We start from the raw sequence: 16,699 nt of genomic DNA on the forward strand, positions 1-16,699 counted from the left end.
AAACTTGAATATTCTTATGGCTTGTATAACCTGACCTGATGCGAAACCTGACCCTGCGGCAAATCCGGTATTTCGACGCCATCGCCCGCCTGGGCACCTTCAGCGCGGCGGCGCAGGCCTGCGCGGTGACGCAGCCCGCCCTGTCGATGCAGATCAAGGAGTTGGAGGAGATCGCCGGAACCCCGCTGCTGGAACGCAGGCCGCGGGGCGTGCGGCTGACCGCCTTCGGCGAGATGGTCCATGCGCGGGCGCAGGCGATGCTGGCGATCCTGGAGGATCTGGACGATCTGGCGCGGGCGGCGGGCGGCCAGCCTGCGGGCAAGCTGCGGCTGGGGGTCATCCCGACCATCGCGCCCTATCTGCTGCCCGGCATCGTCACCCGGCTGGCCCGGCAGTTCCCCGGTCTCAGCCCGATCCTGCGCGAAAGCATGACCTCGCGCCTGATCGAGGAACTGAGCGACGGACGCATCGACGCGGCGATCCTTGCGCTGCCGGTCTCGGAACCCTCGCTGACCGAGGTGGCGCTGTTCACCGAACGCTTCGTGCTGATCCGCCCGCCGGAAGATGCCGACAAGCCGGTGCCCGACCGCGACAAGCTGCGCGAGATGCGGCTGCTGCTGCTGGAAGAGGGGCATTGCTTCCGCGACCAGGCGCTGTCCTTCTGCGACATGCCCTCGACCCAGCCGCGCGAGATGCTGGACGCAAGCTCGCTGTCCACGCTGGTGCAGATGGTCGGCGTGGGCGTGGGGGTGACGCTGATCCCGGAAATGGCGGTGCCGATCGAGACCCGTTCCGCCTCGGTATCGGTGGCGCGGTTCCGCGACCCCCAGCCGACCCGCCGGATCGGCATGGTCTGGCGCAAATCCAGCGCGATGGAGGCGCAACTGATGCAGATCGCCGAGGTCGTCCGAGAGGGCGGCCTGGCGCTGCGGCGGGCCAGCGGGCTGACCGCCCTGCCCGGCTGGCGCCCCGGCTGACGGCGCCCGCGCCGGGCGCGACTTTGCCCAGCCGCGCGGAAACGCTTGCTGAAAAGCAGTCCGGTCTGTAGCCTTGTTCCACCACGACGACGCCACGCGCCCCTGCCACAGGGCCGCGACGCGCCCGAAAAGCCGGAGGGGAGACCGGCCCAGAGGAAGCGGGCGGCGTCGACAAGACAGAGAGATCACTGGCCATTTGGGAGGATGACCATGGTCGACATCATATCGAAACGCGACGGCCCGCGCCGCGAGGACGAACGCGCCCGGCACATGATCCAGGCGAATCGCGGCGCCATCACCCAGATCGCCGATCATCTGACCCAAGGCGGCTACAGCGCGTCCCGGCGCGCCAAGGCCGAGGCTTGCAACGCCCCGCCGCCCGAGTCAGGCAGGCGGTTCCACGACCTGTCCTCCGGCGCGCGCCTGGGGCCCGAGTCGGGGGATATCCGGGTCAAGGTCAGCGTGAACAACCGCGTCGTCGCCTATGACAGCGGCTCGGGCCGGCAGATGCACCTGCTGGGCGAGATCCGGCGCCAGCAGGGCACCCGCTATTTCGCGCTTGCCACGCGCGAGAACGGATTCCTGTCGGGCCTGCCCGACGAGATGGCCGGAAAGATCGCCGAACTGGACGGCCAGATCATCGACCAAGCTTGCCCCGAAAGCCTGCTGGCAGGCGAGATCGCGGACCGACTCGGCCTTAGCTGACCGCTGCGTCAGCCGATTCTCCGGCGCCCGCGTCGCGGCTGCCGGCCCTGTTGCGAACTGCCCGATCAGCAAGGGCGACACCCCGCGCCAGCCCTGTATGAGGACGCATGACCGATCTCTTTTCGGGATATCAGACCCGAACCGGCATGTTCGACGACTGGCTCGACCAACGCGCGATCATGCGCGCCTGGGAGGATTTCCTGACCTATCGGGATCTCGACCACAGCCGGACCTCGGGCGTGCGCCGCGAGATCCTGGAATCCTGGTCGCGCAGCCTCGCCTCGGGGATCGACGCCACGGCCGGGCTTGCGCCGATGGACGAGACCGAGGAACTGCTGGACGACGCGCGGCAGAAGAATGCCGACCTGCGCGCCGCCGCCCAGAAGCCGTTTCAGAAGATCGAGCCGCTGCTGTCGGAAGCCAACGTGCTGCTGATCCTGACGGATGCCGACGGGTTGGTGCTGGACCAGATCGGCGATCTGCGCACCCATCACGCGGCCCGCGGCATCCACCTGATCCAGGGCGGCAAATGGGACGAGGCCGCGATCGGCACCAACGGCATCGGCACCGCGATCCGTGCCGGGCGCCCGACGCTGGTCCACGCCTATGAACATTTCTGCCAGGGCATCAAGGGCTGGACCTGCGCGGCCGCCCCGGTGCGCGATCCGGTGGACCAGCGCATCATCGGCGCGGTCGACCTGTCCGGCCCGCCGTCGATCTTCCGGCCGCACAACGTCGCCATGATCGCCTCGGTCGCGCGCGAGATCGAGGCGGCGCTGGCCGAGCGACAGGAGATGCGCCGCATCCGCCTGTTGGAGGCGTTCCTGGACAGCGGATCCGCGCAGAGCAGCCGCGACGCGGTGGTGATCCTGGACTGCTTCGGGCGGGTGATGTACCACCGCGCGCCCTCGGGCGACGCGCCCGACCCGCGCGCGCCGAAGCTGTCGCCGGGCCAGCAGTTCATCCCGCTGTCCGGTTCCATGAGCGATCAGGACATCGCGCGGGCCACGCCGCCCGATCTGCGCCCCAAGGGCATCAGCCGCCTGTTCCTGGACGGCGAATTCAGCGGCGCCGCGCTGATCCTGCCGCCCCGCCCCGCCAGCGCCGCCGCCCGCCCGGCCGCGCCCGCCGAGGCGCTGCGCATCCCGCCCCGCGCAGGGGCCGAGCGGGACGAGCTTCTGATGATCGGCCAGGCGCCGAAATTCACCGCCGCGGTCCAGATGGCGCGGCGCGCGGCGGCGGCGGGATCGGCGGTTCTGATCCAGGGCGAGACCGGCGCGGGCAAGGAACTGTTCGCCCGGCTGATCCATACCTCGGCGGCGCATCAGGGCCGCGCGCCCTTCGTCACCGTGAACTGCGGCGCCATCTCGGCCGAGCTGTTCGGGTCCGAACTGTTCGGCCACGCCCCCGGCGCCTTCACCGGCGCCACGCGCGAGGGCAAGCCCGGCAAGTTCGAACAGGCCGACGGCGGCGTGCTGTGCCTGGACGAGATCGGAGAGATGCCGCTGGATCTGCAACCCTATCTGCTGCGGGTTCTGGAACAGCGCGCGGTCTATCGGATCGGCTGTTCGCGTCGCCGCCAGGTCGATGTGCAACTGGTGGCCATGACCAATCGCGACCTGGGCCAAGAGGTCGAGGCCGGGCGGTTCCGCCGCGACCTGTATTACCGGCTGGGCGCCATCACCATCGAGGTGCCGCCGCTGCGCGAACGGCCTTGCGACATTCCCTGCCTTGCCGATCACTTCAACCGCGCGGTCGCCGCCCGGATGGGCCGCGAGCCGCTGGTCCTGTCCCAGGACGCCGCGCGACTGCTGATCGATTATGCCTGGCCCGGCAACGTGCGCGAGATGCGCAACCTGTTCGAGCGGCTGCACCTGATGGTCGCGGAAGACATGGTCACGCCCGAGGATCTGCCCCCGGCCTTCCGCAATGCGCCGCGCCACCCGGCGGCCGTCGCGCCCGAGCCGCAGCCCGGCCCCGCCAATCTGACCGATCTCGAGGAACAGGCGATCCGCCACGCCCTGGCCGCCGAGGAAGGCAACCTGACCCGCGTGGCCCAGGTTCTGGGCATCTCTCGCCCGACGCTGTACCGCAAGCTGAAGACCTACGGGATCCGCCGCACCTATGAATGAGGCGAACGGGAAAGGGCGCACGGGGGCGCCCTTTCCGATGGGGTTCAGGGCACGATCACTCCGCGCCCGGTGAAGCGGCGGTTCTTGAAATCGTCGATGGCCGTGTTGATGTCGTCCAGCTTGTAGGCGGTATAGTGCATCTTCACCTTGCCGTCGGAATTCAGCTCCATCAGTTCGACCAGTTCGGTGTAATCGCCGACCAGGCTGCCGCCGATCCTGATCTCGTTGGCGACCAGTTCCAGCGTCGGCACCTCGACCGTGCCGCCATAGCCGACGACGATGCATTCGCCGCCCTTGCGCAACAGCTTCCAGCAGATGTTCTCGACGCCCAGTTCGCCCACGAAGTCGATCACCACATGGGCGCCGCCGCCGGTGATGTCCTTCAATTCGGCGATCAGGTTCGGGCCGCCGTCCAGCACGACATCGGCGCCCAGTTCGCGCGCCAGCACCTGCGCGCCCGGTTCGCGGTCGATGGCGATCAGCCGGCAGCCCGACAGCGCGCGCAGCGATTGCAGCGCGATATGGCCCAGCCCGCCGACGCCCAGCACCGCGCACCAGCTGCCCGGCGGCAGCATCTTGGCCGCACGCTTGGCGGCGCGATAGGCGGTGATCCCGGCATCGGCCATCGGCGCCACGTCCAAGGGCGCGATGTCGGTGTTCAGCTTGATGAGCGAGCGTTCGCTGGTCTTGAAATATTCCGCGAAGCCGCCGTCCAGCCCCAGGCCGGGGAACAGGCCGTGGTCGCAATACATGTCGTAGCCGTGATGGCAGTTCAGGCAGACGCCGCAGGTTCGCAGCGGATGGCAGATCACCGCGTCGCCGGGCTTGACGGTGCGGACATTGCTGCCGACATCCTCGACCCAGCCGGCGTTCTCGTGGCCCATCACATAGGGCAGCAGCGTGTTGTCGGGGTCCATGATCGGACGCCAGACGCCCTCGATGATATGCAGGTCGGTGCGGCACAGCCCGGCCGCCCCGACGCGCACGATCACCTCGTCAGGGGCGGCGATGGTGGGGCTGGGAATGTCCTCGATCACCAGCTTGACGTTCATCGCCGGGTCATAGTCGTAAAGTCTTGCGGCCTTCATGGCACGCTCCTTGTCCTGAAGGGTTGGGATCGGGGGCGGCCCGGCAGGCCGCCCGCCGCGCGCCTATTGCCGGCCCAGCCGTTCCGCGCCGCCGCCCAGGGCGGGACCGGCGGTCGGATCGACATAATCCTCGGCATGGCCGATCACCGTCTCGGTGGTCAGGATCAGGCTGGCGACCGAGGCCGCGTTGGCCAGGGCGGAACAGGTGACCCGGACCGGATCGACGATGCCTGCCTCGATCATGTCGCGGAACCGGCCCTGGGCCGCATCGAACCCCATGCCGTCGCCCGACCGGATCACCTCGGCGATGACCGCGTTCGGATCCGAGCCGGCATTCAGCGCGATCCGCGCAAGCGGCCGCGTCAGGACCGAACGGACCAGTTCGACCCCCGCCGAGACATCGCCCGAGGTCTCGGCCACCAGCCCGTCCAGCGCCGTCGCGGCATGGGCCAGGGCCGAGCCGCCGCCGGGCACCACGCCTTCGTCAACGGCGGCGCGGATCGCGTGCAGCGCATCCTCGATCAACTGGATCTTGCGCTTCTGTTCCACCGGCGTCAGGCCGCCCGCATGGATCACGGCGGTCCCGCCCGACAGCTTGGCCAGCCGTTCGCGCAGCTTGTCCTGTTCGATGTTCGGCGGCGCGATGTCGTATTGGCGCTGCACCTGCAACCGGCGCGCGGCAATGGCGCCCGCGTCCCCTGCCCCGCCGATCACCGTGGTCTGGCTGGCCGAGGCGCGCACCTGCCGGGCCGCGCCCAGCTGTTCGCGGGTGACGGTCTCGATCTTCCGGCCCAGATCGCGGGCCAGCACCTCACCCCCGGTCAGGATCGCCAGGTCGTCCATCAGCGCCTTGCGCCAATGGCCGTATTCCGGCGGATGCACGATCAGGTACTTGCCGGGCCGCGCGGCCTCAAGCAGCGTCACCACCACCTCAGGGGCGATCTCCTCGGCCACGATCAGCAGCGACCGCCCCTCGGCATCGGCGATGCGGCGCGCGCCGTCCAGGGCCGAGGGCGACAGGATCTTCTGATCGGTCAGCAGGATCAGCGGTTTGTCCAGCACGGCCTCCATCTCGTCCTGGTCGGTGACCATGTGATGCGAGATATAGCCGCGGTCGAAGGACATGCCCTCGATCACCTCCAGCGTGGTTTCGACCGTGACCGAGAAATCGGCGGTGATGATGCCGTCGTTGCCGACCCGGCCATGCGCCTGGGCCACGATCTCGCCCAGGCGCGGATCGGTGGCGGCGATATTGGCGACCGCGCCCAGCAGCCAGGGATTGTCCTTGACCGGCACGGCATTGGCGCGCAGCGTCTCGACGACGCGGCCGACCGCCAGTTCGATTCCCCGGCACAGATCCACCGCCCGCGCGCCGCGTTCGGCCTGGGTCACGCCCTGCTGGATCATCGCATTGGCCAGCACGATGGCGGTGGTGGTGCCGTCGCCCGCCACCTCGTTGGTCTGCATCGAGACCTCGCGCACCACCTGCGCGCCCATGTTCTCGAAGCGGTCGGGCAGTTCGATCTCGGTCGCGATGGACACGCCGTCACGGGTGATCAGCGGCGTTCCGACCGGGCGGTCGATCATCGCGTTCAGGCCCTTGGGGCCAAGCGTCGGTTCCACCGCGGCGGCCAGGCGCGCGACGCCGCGCGCCAAGGCCCGGCGGGCATCGGTGCTGTGAAGCAGGAAATTCGGCATGGGTAATCCTCCCTTGGTGGCCGGACGCGCCGCGCGCGCCGGCTTTTCTTCGTGGTGATGATCGGTCCGGGGATCAGGTCCGGCAGTCGGGTCCGGTCCCCCGGTCCCGTGGCGGCACCCGCCCCAGGATGAAATCGACCAGCCCCGGTTCGTCCCCGGACAGATCGACCTCTTTGTAGCGCGCGGCGGCAAGGCCCCGGCACAGCGCGCCGTTGAACTCCATGTTGATGCGGATCGAGCGCAGCCGCATCAGGTGATCGCCAAGCTCCCCGGCCGCCAGAGGATCGCCGCCCCAGGTGACGAAGGCCGGATCCTGGGGCAGGATCGCCAGCCCCTCGTCCAGCAGGATCTCGCGATAGCGGGGCTTCTGCGCCGCCGCCTCGGGGCTGTCGGCCAGGTTCAGCGCATCGAAGCCCGCCAGCGTCAGCCCGGTGATCCCCGCCGCGTCCCAGCCCATCGCCAGCAGGCCGCGCAGAACCGCCTCTTGCCGGCGCAGAAAGGCCTTTTCGCGGAAGGTCTCGCGCAGTTCGGACAGGTCGGCGCCGTCGCTCAGTTCGGCAAAGACCGCATCGAAGGACTGCTCGCCGTTGACGGCGGCGTTCACCCGGTCGGCATAGCAATGGTCCATCAGCTGGACCCGCACCCCCGTCACCCAGGCGGGCGCCAGCGCCGCCCGGCGGATGCCGTCCGCCATCAGGAAGGCGAAGTTCGGCGAACACCAATAGGTCGGCAGGCGGAAGGCGATCTCGACCTCGCCGCGCCTGACCTCCAGGCGTTCGACGAAACCCATGTCGGTGATCGGCTCGTCAAGCTCGGGGTCGGTGACGGCGCCCAGGCGCCGCCACACCTCCCTTGCCTGCGCGCCCCGGATCTGCGGCAGGCCCATGGCGTCACTCTGCCGCAAAGCGGATGGGCGACTGCGCCAGTTCGGCCCGTTTCGCCGCCACGTCGATGTCGTAGAGCCGCGCCGCGTTCAGGCCCAGGATCTGCTCCTTGATCTGATCGGTCAACTGAACGCCGCGTTCCTGGGCGATGTCCTGGGGGATCTGGAAGTTCCAGAACGTCTCGACCAGCCATCGCGGCGTCCAGATCGCATAGTCCGACCCGAACAGGATCTTGTCCGGGCCGATCCAGAACAGCAGTTCGGAAATGATCTCGCCGAAATAGCGCGGGCGCGAATGGATGAAGGGCAAGGCGACGGCCAGACCGGCATAGACATTGCTTTCCTGGGTGGCGATCCAGCAGAAATCGTCCAGGCGCGGCAGGCCGCAATGTTCGATGATCCAGTTCAGGTTCTGGAAATCCGTCGCGGCGTCGTCCACATCGCCCACCGCGAAGGCGTCCTTGGACAGCGGCCGGATCGTCGGGCCCTTGTGGACGTGGATGTTGCGGATGCCCAGCTTGTCGCACAGTTCGAAGCATTTGTAGGCCGAAGGGTCGGTCAGCTTCCAGCCGCGGGATTCACCGTGCCATTCGGCGGTATACATCTTGACCCCTTTGATATCGAAGGTCTCTTTCATGTAGTGGATGTATTCCAGCGCCTTTTCCCCGTCGCGCGGATCGAAGGATCCGTTGACGATGAAGCGCCCCGGATGAACCTGGGCCAGCTGGGTCGAACGCTCGATCGAGCTGAAGCCCTCTTTGTAGAAATCGCGCAGATAGGTGGACTGGATGATCGCCATGTCATCCGGCCCGTCGATGAACAGATCCTGATAGACCTGTTCCACCGTCTGCTTTTCGAACCTGGCCTTTTCCCAAAGCTGTTCCTTGGGGCTGAGGCCGGTGTGATAGGCATAGAAGCAGTCGATGAACTGCTTGCCATGGATGTTGCGCTGGTTTTCGGGGCTGCCGTTCCAGAAATGGGTATGGCAGTCCAGAACGAAGATCTCTTTCCCGTCGGCTGTCTTGTACATCGTCTTCCTCCCTGGATGTCGTCTTGGTGGGTCGGTCAGGTGCTGATCGCGACCTTCAGCACGCCGTCGCGCTGATTGGCGAAAAGCTCGTAGGCTTCCTCGATCTGGTCGAGGCCGAAGCGGTGGGTGACAAGCGCGCTGAAATCGACGCGGCGCGCCCGGACCACGTCCATCATCCGCCGCATCCGTTCCTTGCCGCCGGGGCACAGGGCGGAACGGATGGTCTTTTCGCCCAAGCCCGCCGCAAAGGCGTCCAGCGGGATCTTCAGGTCGCTTGAATAGACCCCCAGGCTGGACAGCGTGCCGCCCGGCCGGATCGAACGCAGCGCCCATTCGAAGGTCGCCTGCAGGCCAAGCGCCTCGATGGCGACATCGCAGCCGCGTCCGTCGGTCATCTCCAGGATGGTGCCCACCACGTCGTTCGAGGCCTTGAAATCGACCACCTCGTCCGCGCCCATGCGGCGGGCCATCTCCAGCCGGGCGGGCACGGTATCGACCGCGATGATGCGGCTGGCGCCCATCAGCTTCGCGCCCGCGGTGGCGCATAATCCGATCGGTCCCTGGGCAAAGACCGCCACCGTGTCGCCGATGCGGATATTGCCGTTCTCGGCGCCGACGAAGCCCGTTGACATGATGTCGGGGCACATCAGCACCTCTTCGTCGGTCAGGTCGTCGGGGATCGGCGCCAGGTTCGCCATCGCGTCCGGCACCAGCACATATTCGGCTTGGCAGCCGTCGATGGTATTGCCGAACTTCCAGCCGCCGATGGCCTTCCAGCCGTGCGGGGTGCCCGCGCCGTCCTGCGAGCAGAAGCCGCACAGGCAGGCATTCGACCAGCCCGAGGGCGTGATCGCCCCGGCGATGACGCGCTGCCCCTCGCGGAAGCCCTTGACGGCCGAGCCCAGCTTTTCGATCACGCCGACCGGCTCGTGGCCGATGGTCAGCCCGCGTTCGACCGGGTATTCGCCTTTTAGGATGTGGATGTCGGTGCCGCAGATCGTGGTCGTCGTCACCCGCATCAGCGCGTCGTTCGGGCCGACATCGGGGATCTTCTTGTCTTCCAGGACGATGCGGCCCTTCTCCACGAAGACCGCCGCTTTCATCATGCTTGCCATGTCATCTCCTGCTGGAACGGATCAGGGATGCGCGGGGAGGGCGCATCCCTGAAAACGGTCAGATGTATTCGAAAACTTCGTCCATGTTCCCGAACAGGATCACGGTGTTGTCGTCGATCCGAACCATCCGGCCGTAATGGGTCGAGGTGTTGACCTCGAAGATCTCGGCCGTCATCTCGCGGCCCAGATATTCGCTGATGTCGTCCATCTTGAAGATCAGCCTGCCTTCGCCGTCGATGCGGATGGTGGCCGGGTTATAGGTCACCGTCACCTTCGGATCCTGGTCCATGTATTCGGCGATGGCGCGCGCCTCGACCGAATCGTTCATGGTGACGCCGCATTGATGCGAGATCGTCTGGTCGAAGGTGATGTCCTTCATCGACTTGAAGATGTTGCTTTTCGTGCTGTCGCGGGCGGTCGTGGACATGCTCTCTGTCTCCTGTTCAGCGGCTCAGGCCGATTTCGCCCAGGATCTGGGCCAGCCGCTCGTGCGAGGCGGCCTGGGCATCGGCGAAGGACACGGGTTTCGAATGGGGCTGCGACCAGATCGGCTGCAACGCGGCGGCGGCCTTGTCGGCCAGGTCGCCATGCTTCCTGACCCAGGCCCCGAACAGCGCCCGGTTGTGGGCAGCGTGCTTTTCGTCGTTGGCCAGCAGGTAGATCAGGTCGATGGTGTTGGCGAGGTTGCGTTCATAGTCCGCCTCTGCCGCCGAGATCACAGGCGGGGTGATGAAGTCGTTGTTCGCCGCCGCCGCCTGCATCAGGAAGCCGGACCGGAACAGCTCGCCCACCAGGGGCTCGAAGACCAGGTTGATGGCGAAATACTGCTCCAGGTAATCCTCGGCACCCATGATCGTCTCGACCGCCAGGCGGGTGGGCTGCCAGATCGGATCCTCCAGCCAGGCCTTCTTGCCCAGCTCGTCGTCCCAGCCGGGAATGTCCATGCCGATCTCGGCCAGATACAGGGTGATGTCCTGCGCCAGCCGCATCTTGTAGGATGAATTCGTCAGCGTGGCGTTGTTGATCATCTGGGTATAGCCATACCGCTGCGCCTGCATCAGCGAGGTGCCCAGGCCGAATTCCACATGCTTCCAGGCGCCCAGATGCGTCTGCAACACGCGCTGCCAGACCTTGTCGAAGACCAGATGCGCGCCGGCCTTGCGGGCGTTGCCGATCACCGCCTGGACCATCGTCTCGATCTTGGACTGACGCTGGTAATGGGTGCGTTCCCATTCCTGGTCGGGCGCGCGGAACAGGTGCCAGTTGGAACTCAGCGCGCGGGTATTGTCCTTGGTATAGGCGCCCTTGCCGTCGCCGAAGCTGATGATCCAGTCCTGGATCAGATAGCGTTCGGGATCGGGCTGCACGTCGCAGGTGACATCCTCGTAATGGGTGGCGCGCTTGCCGCGCGGCTCGAAATAGTTGTATTTGCGGCTGGTCGAGCCTGCAAAGATCGCGGCGCCTGCGGCACCCGATGCGACGGCACTTGCTGTTGATGCCATTTGGTCTTCCTCCCTTGGTGGTCGTGATGATGCGGCGTGGCCTAGTGGCCCGAGGCGCCCGAGGTGGTGGTGAACTTGTCGTAGAAAATCCGCTCGCTTTCGTAATCCAGCATGAACAGCGTCGGCGTCAGTGCGTCGATCATCGGCGGCGGGCCGCAGGCATAGACATCGCCCTGCCCGCCGATCCCAAGCGCCTTCAGCCTGCGGTCGACCGCCTCGTGGACGAAGCCGCGCTCGCCCTGCCAGCCGCCGTCCTCGGGGGCGTGGGACAGGACCGGGATGAATTCGACCGACGGATGGTCGGCGGTGATCGCGGCCAGCCGGTCCAGGTGGAACAGGTCGTCCTGGGTGCGCGCGCCATAGAAGAAATAGACCGGCCGATCCTCGCCGCTTTCGATATGGTCGTGCAGGATCGACCAGACCGGCGACATGCCCGACCCCGCGCCGACCAGCACCACCGGCCCCGCGCGCCCCTCTCGGCGGAAGCACATGCCATAGGGGCCGGTCACGGTCACTTCCGCTCCGGCGCGGATTCCTCCGTTGTCGAGTTGGTTGGAGAACTTTCCTTCGGGGTATTTCTTGATGATGAAGGACAGCTTTTGGGTTTCGCTCGGCGGATTTGCCATGGAGAACGAACGCGTGATCGTCTCCCCTTCTTCCGTGGTGACTGTGATGTCGACATACTGACCCGCCCAGAACTTGAGCGGCGCGTTCAGCTCGACCTCGACGCCGCGGATGTCATGCGTGAGCTTGCGGAAATCGGTGATCCGCCCCTGGAACTGCCTGACGGGGATGGATTTCGACAGCACCTCCTCGTCATAGTTCAAAAGGTCGATGGTCAGATTGTCGAAGGCCTTGGCGCGGCACATCAGGATCTGGCCGCTGTCGCGGTCGCCGTCGTTCAGCGCGAAGGTCGAGTATTTCAGCATCTCGACCTCGCCGTCGAGCAGCACGCATTTGCAGGCCGAGCATTGCCCCTCCTTGCATCCGTGGGGCAGCGCGATGCCCTGGCGGAAGGCGGCGTCCAGGACGGTCTCGTCCTCGTCCACCTCGAATTCCACCCCCACGGGTTCCAGCCTTACGGTATAAACCTCTCCCATTCTGTCCGGCCTCCCCGCCGTCAGTCCGGCAGCCTTGCGGCCGCCCCGTTCAAGTCCGGTGATCGGCGGGGACCGGCCCGGCCCCCGCCCGCCCGCATCAGTTGCAGGGGTTGATGGTGAAGCCCGCCTGGTATTCGGCGATGTGCTTGGCCCGCGCCTCGGGCGTCATCTCGCGCAGCAAGGTCAGCGGCGACAGAAGCGTGTGGCCGCGCACGTCGTCCAGCGTCCACATGTCCTTGTCGTCAAAGCGCAGATGCGGCTGCGGCACCAGCGTCTTGCCGTCGTCGCGCACGAAGTTCAGATCCTTGATCGCATCGGCCAGATCCCAGCCGTGATACAGCGTCTCCCATTCCCGCTTGCCCGAGAACTTGCCCATCGCCGGGGTGGGCCGGCCCTGGTATTCGTTCGCGAAGGCCTCGACCGCGGTCCAGCGGTCCAGCTCATGGGCGAAGGTGTGGATCTGGCCGTCGATCTCGTCCACCACCATGTCCTCGCGGATCAGGCAGGGCACCAGGCAGGACCAGCAGCGATGCGGATAGACATAGCCGGTCTCCTCGTTGAAGGTGATGACCTTCTGGCCCGGCTTCGACAGCTTCGCATACCATTTCCAGAACTCGCCGAATTCGGCATACCAGCCCGGATACTTGTGCTCGAACCACTCGAAGTCCTTGTCGGTCTGCGCCTCGATCCGCCAGAAGTTCACCGGCCATCCGACCGCGAAGAACTGCGCGACCCGGTGGACGTAATGCTTCTTGGTGATGCGGTTCCAGGCTTCCTGGACATCGTCGTGATGCACCTTGATGCCGTATTTCTCCAGCGGCAGCATGTAGGTGCGATAGTAATCCTCGAAGATCCAGCGGTGCCACATCTCCGCATAGGATTCCTTGTCCTTGTCGCGGTTGGTGGTGCCGTATTCGATCAGCGTGCCGATGGCGGCATCGACGATGGCGTGGTTCTGCCAGAAGGCGTAACGCAGGTCGCGTTCCAGCAGCAGGTGGTTTTCCGGCTCTTTCAGGGCGGCCATCAGCAGCGAATGGCCGTTGCCGATGTGGCGGCTTTCATCGGACTGCACCGACAGGAACACCGTGGGCAGCGCATAGTCGCCATTGCGCGCGGCCTCGGACGGCATGGCCACGAACAGCGTGTTGGTGAAGGCGGTTTCCGCGACAACCGTCAGATACATGCAGGCCGAGGTCATCACGTCGCCGGTGATGAAGCCCTCGCCGAACTGGCGGCCGATGTTGGTGGCATAGCACTTGCCGAAGGCTTCCTCGGTGATGTCAAAACCGGCCGGGTCGATATAGTTCTCCATGTACCACTTCTTCAGGTTCATCTGAATCGTGGAGTGGCGGAATTCGTCCACCATCTGCATGGTGAATCCGGTGCGCAGATCCTCGCCCGGTGCGATGCGGGCGACCATCGCCATCGACCGCGCGGCCGAGATTTCCGGGAAGGGGATGATCGCCAGGAACAGCTTCATCCATTCCACCCAGCGGGGTTCGACGTTGCGGAACATGTCGCCGCGCAGGGCGGCGTCCAGCGCGCCATAGACGCGGTTGTCCTTTTCCTCCTGCATCGGGAAATAGGACCGCAGCACCTGTTTCATCGGATCGCGCGGCGCCTTGGCGATCTTGTAATCGGTGGGGAAGGTCGCGGCTTCCTGGACATAGCTGGGGTTCCAGCCCAGATCCGAGATCTTCTTCGTTGCCTCCCCGACCGAAATCCCGCGCTGCGCGGTGATCTTGTTGAGCGTCAGTTGCGTCATGCCATGAATCTCCTGATGTTGACGGCACGGGTGGCATTCCGGGCCGCTGGGCGGCTTGACCGCCCCGGTTTTTCCGGCCGATCGGCCGGGTCAGGTCACGGCAAAGGTTTCCGGGCTGCGGGCCTGGATCCGGTTCGGCGCAACGTCCTGCGTGCTGCCGTCCCCGGTGGCCTCGCGTCTCCTCCCATTCCTTCGTTCTTTCGGGGTCAGGCCATCGGGCCAGCCGCCTTATTGTGATGGGGATACATGCAGAACGCGTGCCAGACGGCGGCACCGGCGCGGAAAATCGCGCCTGTTCATCCGTCATTTTTCGATAGTAATTTGAAATAAAAAGATTTATTTTTTCAAGATTTTTTGCCGCTTGGCGCCCGGCCGATCCGGTCCTGCGCCGCGCGCGGCGTTGCAAAACGTTACACCTGTCACGTCCATCCGGGCTGCGCTGCACAAAACTGTAACATTTCGTCCATAAGGGCCCCGTGCGGGCCGATTCGCGCCTGAACCGTCCGCCACTGCGCGCCGGATTCCCATGCCGCAGCGCAGCATGTAAAGCCGCCGCAAAGCTGTAACGGACGGCTGGAACGAAACGTTACAACCGTAACGCTGAATGCCGTTTTTAGTTTTAAAAAACATGAAGTTACCGTCACAAAAACATGTCCTGGCAAGCTGGCGGGTGGTAATCTGGGCAGGACCGCCGGCGCCGTCCGGCCCTCTTTTCCGCGGGATGTTCCGATGCCAGATCCCTTGCCCCCCGATCAGAACGCGCCGCGCCTGACCGCCCAGGCGATGGTCGCCCGCGCGCCCCAGGATCTGGTCTTCACCATGCGCTTCCTGGGCCACAGCCAAGAGATCCTGCACAGCCATTTCCGCCGCTTCCTGGAAACGCGGCTGGCCCAGGCCGGAGTGACCCCGGAAGGCCATCCCCTGCTGCCCTTCTTCATCGACAGCCACGCGGTCGAGCTGCGCGACTTCGTGGCCACCGGCGTGTCGCTGACCCGCAGCTTCCGCCTGGACGAGATCGAGATCCTGACCGGCGACGTTGAAACCCTGATGCGGGTCGATATCTGGGACGCCATCGCCGCCCATATCGAGATGGCCGAGAAGCGGTTCAGCGAAGGAATCGACCGCGTGGTCGCGGGCCTGCGCGCCGAAGAGACCGCCCTGCGCGAGGCCCGGTCATGAGCCGGTCACGGCATCCCGCCCGACGGGGCCGCGCCGGGCATCGGCGGCTCCTGCTGGGGGGCGCGTTCGGCGCATGGGGGACAGCATGACAAGGGATGGGCGCGGCGCGCAAGAGGTTCTGGCGGATCAGTTCCGCATCACCGCCCAGCTGAGCGCGCTGACCGGCGAATACCACCGGCTTCTGCAGCAGGTGGCCGCCGCCGGTTTTGCCCGGCAAATGGCCGAGGATGCCGCCCCCGAAACCCTGGCCCTGGCCCAGTGCGCCGAACAGGCCGCGAAACAGACCGCCGAGACCTGCGCCTTGCAGATCATCGACCTGGAAAAGCGCCTTTCGGCCCTTGGGCGGGAACTGGCCGCATCGACATGAGGATCATCGCATGACCGAAACCGCCTTCCCCGATGTCGCGGCCCCGCCGCCGCAATCGCCGCTGTTCGATCTGCTGGCGCGCAACTGGATGCTGGGCGCGGCCATTACCGACATCGCCTTCGACCGCGCGGGCAAGCTGGCGGGCTTCGCGCTGAACGACGGACGGCTGGCACTGGCGCCGCTGGACGATCCGGACTCGGCCCTGTCGCGGATGCGGGTCGAAGCGGATTCGGGCCGCAGCACCATCCGCCCCCGCGAAAAGCCCCCCGCCCCGCCGGTCCTGACCCCGGAACTGGCGCGGGGCGCGCCGCTGCTGGCGGCATCAGGCGTGATCGGGCTGGTCGCCGCCGGGCGCGACGGCCGCCTGCACCGCGTCACCCCGCGCGGCCAGGTCATTGCCCTGCCGGTGCCGGACGGCCCGATCCTGGCCATCGCCTCGGACCGGGCAGGCCGCCTGGCCCTGGCGCGACAGGGGGCGGTCGATCTGCATGAAGAACAGGACATGGTCCGGCTCGCCAGCCTGCCGGTGCCGGCCCCGGCCCAGGCGCTGGCCTTCGCCGATGACGGCACCCTGGCGGCGTTGCTGCCACAGGCCCTGCTGCTGGGCCGACCCGAAGACGGGCCGACCATGCACCCGCTGGTCGGCGGCAGCGGGCCGCTGATCTTTTCGGCCGATGGTGGCTGGCTGGCCGGGTCGAACGGCCGGGACGGCCTGTGGCTGCTGCGGCGGGGTGACGGGCGGATCGCCCGGATCGGCAGGTTCCGCGCAGCCCCCTCCTCGCTCGCCTTCAGCGGCCCGGCCGGGGCGGTGTTCGCCTCGGGCGCCTTCCGCGCGGCGGGATGGTCGCTGAAGACGCCGCCCTGGGATGACGAGGCAACCGGCGCACTGCGGACCGGGCGGCCGGGGCTGGTGCTGATCGACAGGATCGCCGCCCACCCGACCCGCGACCTGATCGCCTTCGGCGCCGCCGATGGCGCAGTCCAGATCGCCCGCGCGGGCCGTTCCGAGGAGATGGCCCTGCGCCAGCCCGACGGCCACGCCGTGACCGCGCTTGGCTGGTCGCGCGACGGGCTTCATCTCGGCATCGGCACGGCGGACGGCCAGGCGGCGCTTGTCACCCTGCCGCCGCAGCTTTTCAAATGACGAAAGGACACAGC

15 protein-coding genes are annotated in these 16,699 nt (G+C 66.6%); 6 read left to right on the forward strand and 9 right to left on the reverse strand.

Features of this window, described 5'->3' with window-relative positions:
* The first annotated feature begins 38 nt into the window (after positions 1 to 38).
* The 3 genes from ACTJI6_RS11470 to ACTJI6_RS11480 all read left to right on the forward strand — a co-directional run bounded on the left by ACTJI6_RS11470 (position 39) and on the right by ACTJI6_RS11480 (position 3,814).
* On the forward strand, positions 39 to 977 hold the full coding sequence (locus ACTJI6_RS11470; RefSeq protein ID WP_126153189.1) for a hydrogen peroxide-inducible genes activator: 939 nt from the start codon (positions 39 to 41) through the stop codon (positions 975 to 977).
* Positions 978 to 1,187: 210 nt separating this feature from the next.
* Positions 1,188 to 1,682, forward strand: a complete 495-nt coding sequence (locus ACTJI6_RS11475) for a hypothetical protein (protein WP_440800835.1) — start codon at positions 1,188 to 1,190, stop codon at positions 1,680 to 1,682.
* Between the two features lie 107 nt (positions 1,683 to 1,789).
* A complete protein-coding gene (locus ACTJI6_RS11480; RefSeq protein WP_440800837.1) occupies positions 1,790 to 3,814 on the forward strand; it encodes a sigma-54-dependent Fis family transcriptional regulator in 2,025 nt (674 codons plus the stop codon).
* Between the two features lie 44 nt (positions 3,815 to 3,858).
* Here the strand turns inward: ACTJI6_RS11480 and ACTJI6_RS11485 are convergent, their stop codons facing one another.
* From ACTJI6_RS11485 to ACTJI6_RS11525, 9 genes are all read right to left on the reverse strand, one after another.
* Entirely contained in the window at positions 3,859 to 4,902 is a 1,044-nt protein-coding gene (locus ACTJI6_RS11485; RefSeq protein ID WP_440800839.1) for an NAD(P)-dependent alcohol dehydrogenase, read from the reverse strand.
* Between the two features lie 63 nt (positions 4,903 to 4,965).
* Positions 4,966 to 6,600, reverse strand: a complete 1,635-nt coding sequence (locus ACTJI6_RS11490; RefSeq protein WP_440800841.1) for a molecular chaperone GroEL — start codon at positions 6,598 to 6,600, stop codon at positions 4,966 to 4,968.
* Positions 6,601 to 6,673: 73 nt separating this feature from the next.
* Positions 6,674 to 7,486, reverse strand: coding sequence for an iron-sulfur cluster assembly protein (locus ACTJI6_RS11495; RefSeq protein WP_440800842.1), 813 nt, complete (start codon positions 7,484 to 7,486; stop codon positions 6,674 to 6,676).
* Positions 7,487 to 7,490: 4 nt separating this feature from the next.
* Positions 7,491 to 8,513 (reverse strand): amidohydrolase family protein, encoded by a 1,023-nt coding sequence (locus ACTJI6_RS11500; RefSeq protein WP_126153184.1) that lies wholly within the window; start codon positions 8,511 to 8,513, stop codon positions 7,491 to 7,493.
* A gap of 35 nt (positions 8,514 to 8,548) precedes the next feature.
* Positions 8,549 to 9,628 (reverse strand): NAD(P)-dependent alcohol dehydrogenase, encoded by a 1,080-nt coding sequence (locus ACTJI6_RS11505; RefSeq protein WP_440800844.1) that lies wholly within the window; start codon positions 9,626 to 9,628, stop codon positions 8,549 to 8,551.
* A gap of 58 nt (positions 9,629 to 9,686) precedes the next feature.
* Positions 9,687 to 10,055 (reverse strand): MmoB/DmpM family protein, encoded by a 369-nt coding sequence (locus ACTJI6_RS11510; protein ID WP_126153182.1) that lies wholly within the window; start codon positions 10,053 to 10,055, stop codon positions 9,687 to 9,689.
* Positions 10,056 to 10,071: 16 nt separating this feature from the next.
* Positions 10,072 to 11,130 carry an aromatic/alkene monooxygenase hydroxylase subunit beta gene (locus ACTJI6_RS11515; protein ID WP_126153181.1) on the reverse strand — a complete coding sequence of 353 codons (1,059 nt, stop codon included), beginning with the start codon at positions 11,128 to 11,130 and terminating at the stop codon, positions 10,072 to 10,074.
* Positions 11,131 to 11,171: 41 nt separating this feature from the next.
* Entirely contained in the window at positions 11,172 to 12,230 is a 1,059-nt protein-coding gene (locus ACTJI6_RS11520; RefSeq protein ID WP_440800846.1) for an NADH:ubiquinone reductase (Na(+)-transporting) subunit F, read from the reverse strand.
* 97 nt (positions 12,231 to 12,327) lie between these two features.
* Positions 12,328 to 13,995 carry an aromatic/alkene/methane monooxygenase hydroxylase/oxygenase subunit alpha gene (locus ACTJI6_RS11525; protein ID WP_440800848.1) on the reverse strand — a complete coding sequence of 556 codons (1,668 nt, stop codon included), beginning with the start codon at positions 13,993 to 13,995 and terminating at the stop codon, positions 12,328 to 12,330.
* 729 nt (positions 13,996 to 14,724) lie between these two features.
* Between ACTJI6_RS11525 and ACTJI6_RS11530 the strand changes: the two genes are divergently transcribed.
* The 3 genes from ACTJI6_RS11530 (at position 14,725) to ACTJI6_RS11540 (ending at position 16,685) form a co-directional block, all read left to right on the forward strand.
* Complete coding sequence (locus ACTJI6_RS11530; protein WP_440800850.1) at positions 14,725 to 15,174, forward strand: hypothetical protein; 450 nt, start codon at positions 14,725 to 14,727, stop codon at positions 15,172 to 15,174.
* Between the two features lie 85 nt (positions 15,175 to 15,259).
* The gene (locus ACTJI6_RS11535) at positions 15,260 to 15,541 is read left to right on the forward strand and encodes a hypothetical protein (protein WP_440800851.1); all 282 of its coding nucleotides are present in this window, start codon (positions 15,260 to 15,262) and stop codon (positions 15,539 to 15,541) included.
* 10 nt (positions 15,542 to 15,551) lie between these two features.
* Positions 15,552 to 16,685 (forward strand): WD40 repeat domain-containing protein, encoded by a 1,134-nt coding sequence (locus ACTJI6_RS11540; RefSeq protein ID WP_440800852.1) that lies wholly within the window; start codon positions 15,552 to 15,554, stop codon positions 16,683 to 16,685.
* The last annotated feature ends 14 nt before the right edge of the window (positions 16,686 to 16,699 follow it).

It is taken from the genome of Paracoccus sp. 22332 (genome assembly GCF_052045125.1).
Taxonomy (GTDB): Bacteria; Pseudomonadota; Alphaproteobacteria; order Rhodobacterales; family Rhodobacteraceae; genus Paracoccus; species Paracoccus haematequi_A.

What these genes read in the sequence shown, in the direction of transcription:
- ACTJI6_RS11540 (WP_440800852.1), top strand. Translation starts at nt 15,552, where the DNA reads ATGACCGAAACCGCCTTCCCCGATGTCGCGGCCCCGCCGCCGCAATCG.
- ACTJI6_RS11490 (WP_440800841.1), bottom strand. Translation starts at nt 6,600, where the DNA reads ATGCCGAATTTCCTGCTTCACAGCACCGATGCCCGCCGGGCCTTGGCG.
- ACTJI6_RS11520 (WP_440800846.1), bottom strand. Translation starts at nt 12,230, where the DNA reads ATGGGAGAGGTTTATACCGTAAGGCTGGAACCCGTGGGGGTGGAATTC.
- ACTJI6_RS11525 (WP_440800848.1), bottom strand. Translation starts at nt 13,995, where the DNA reads ATGACGCAACTGACGCTCAACAAGATCACCGCGCAGCGCGGGATTTCG.
- ACTJI6_RS11470 (WP_126153189.1), top strand. Translation starts at nt 39, where the DNA reads ATGCGAAACCTGACCCTGCGGCAAATCCGGTATTTCGACGCCATCGCC.
- ACTJI6_RS11480 (WP_440800837.1), top strand. Translation starts at nt 1,790, where the DNA reads ATGACCGATCTCTTTTCGGGATATCAGACCCGAACCGGCATGTTCGAC.
- ACTJI6_RS11475 (WP_440800835.1), top strand. Translation starts at nt 1,188, where the DNA reads ATGGTCGACATCATATCGAAACGCGACGGCCCGCGCCGCGAGGACGAA.
- ACTJI6_RS11505 (WP_440800844.1), bottom strand. Translation starts at nt 9,628, where the DNA reads ATGGCAAGCATGATGAAAGCGGCGGTCTTCGTGGAGAAGGGCCGCATC.
- ACTJI6_RS11530 (WP_440800850.1), top strand. Translation starts at nt 14,725, where the DNA reads ATGCCAGATCCCTTGCCCCCCGATCAGAACGCGCCGCGCCTGACCGCC.
- ACTJI6_RS11535 (WP_440800851.1), top strand. Translation starts at nt 15,260, where the DNA reads ATGACAAGGGATGGGCGCGGCGCGCAAGAGGTTCTGGCGGATCAGTTC.
- ACTJI6_RS11510 (WP_126153182.1), bottom strand. Translation starts at nt 10,055, where the DNA reads ATGTCCACGACCGCCCGCGACAGCACGAAAAGCAACATCTTCAAGTCG.
- ACTJI6_RS11500 (WP_126153184.1), bottom strand. Translation starts at nt 8,513, where the DNA reads ATGTACAAGACAGCCGACGGGAAAGAGATCTTCGTTCTGGACTGCCAT.
- ACTJI6_RS11485 (WP_440800839.1), bottom strand. Translation starts at nt 4,902, where the DNA reads ATGAAGGCCGCAAGACTTTACGACTATGACCCGGCGATGAACGTCAAG.
- ACTJI6_RS11495 (WP_440800842.1), bottom strand. Translation starts at nt 7,486, where the DNA reads ATGGGCCTGCCGCAGATCCGGGGCGCGCAGGCAAGGGAGGTGTGGCGG.
- ACTJI6_RS11515 (WP_126153181.1), bottom strand. Translation starts at nt 11,130, where the DNA reads ATGGCATCAACAGCAAGTGCCGTCGCATCGGGTGCCGCAGGCGCCGCG.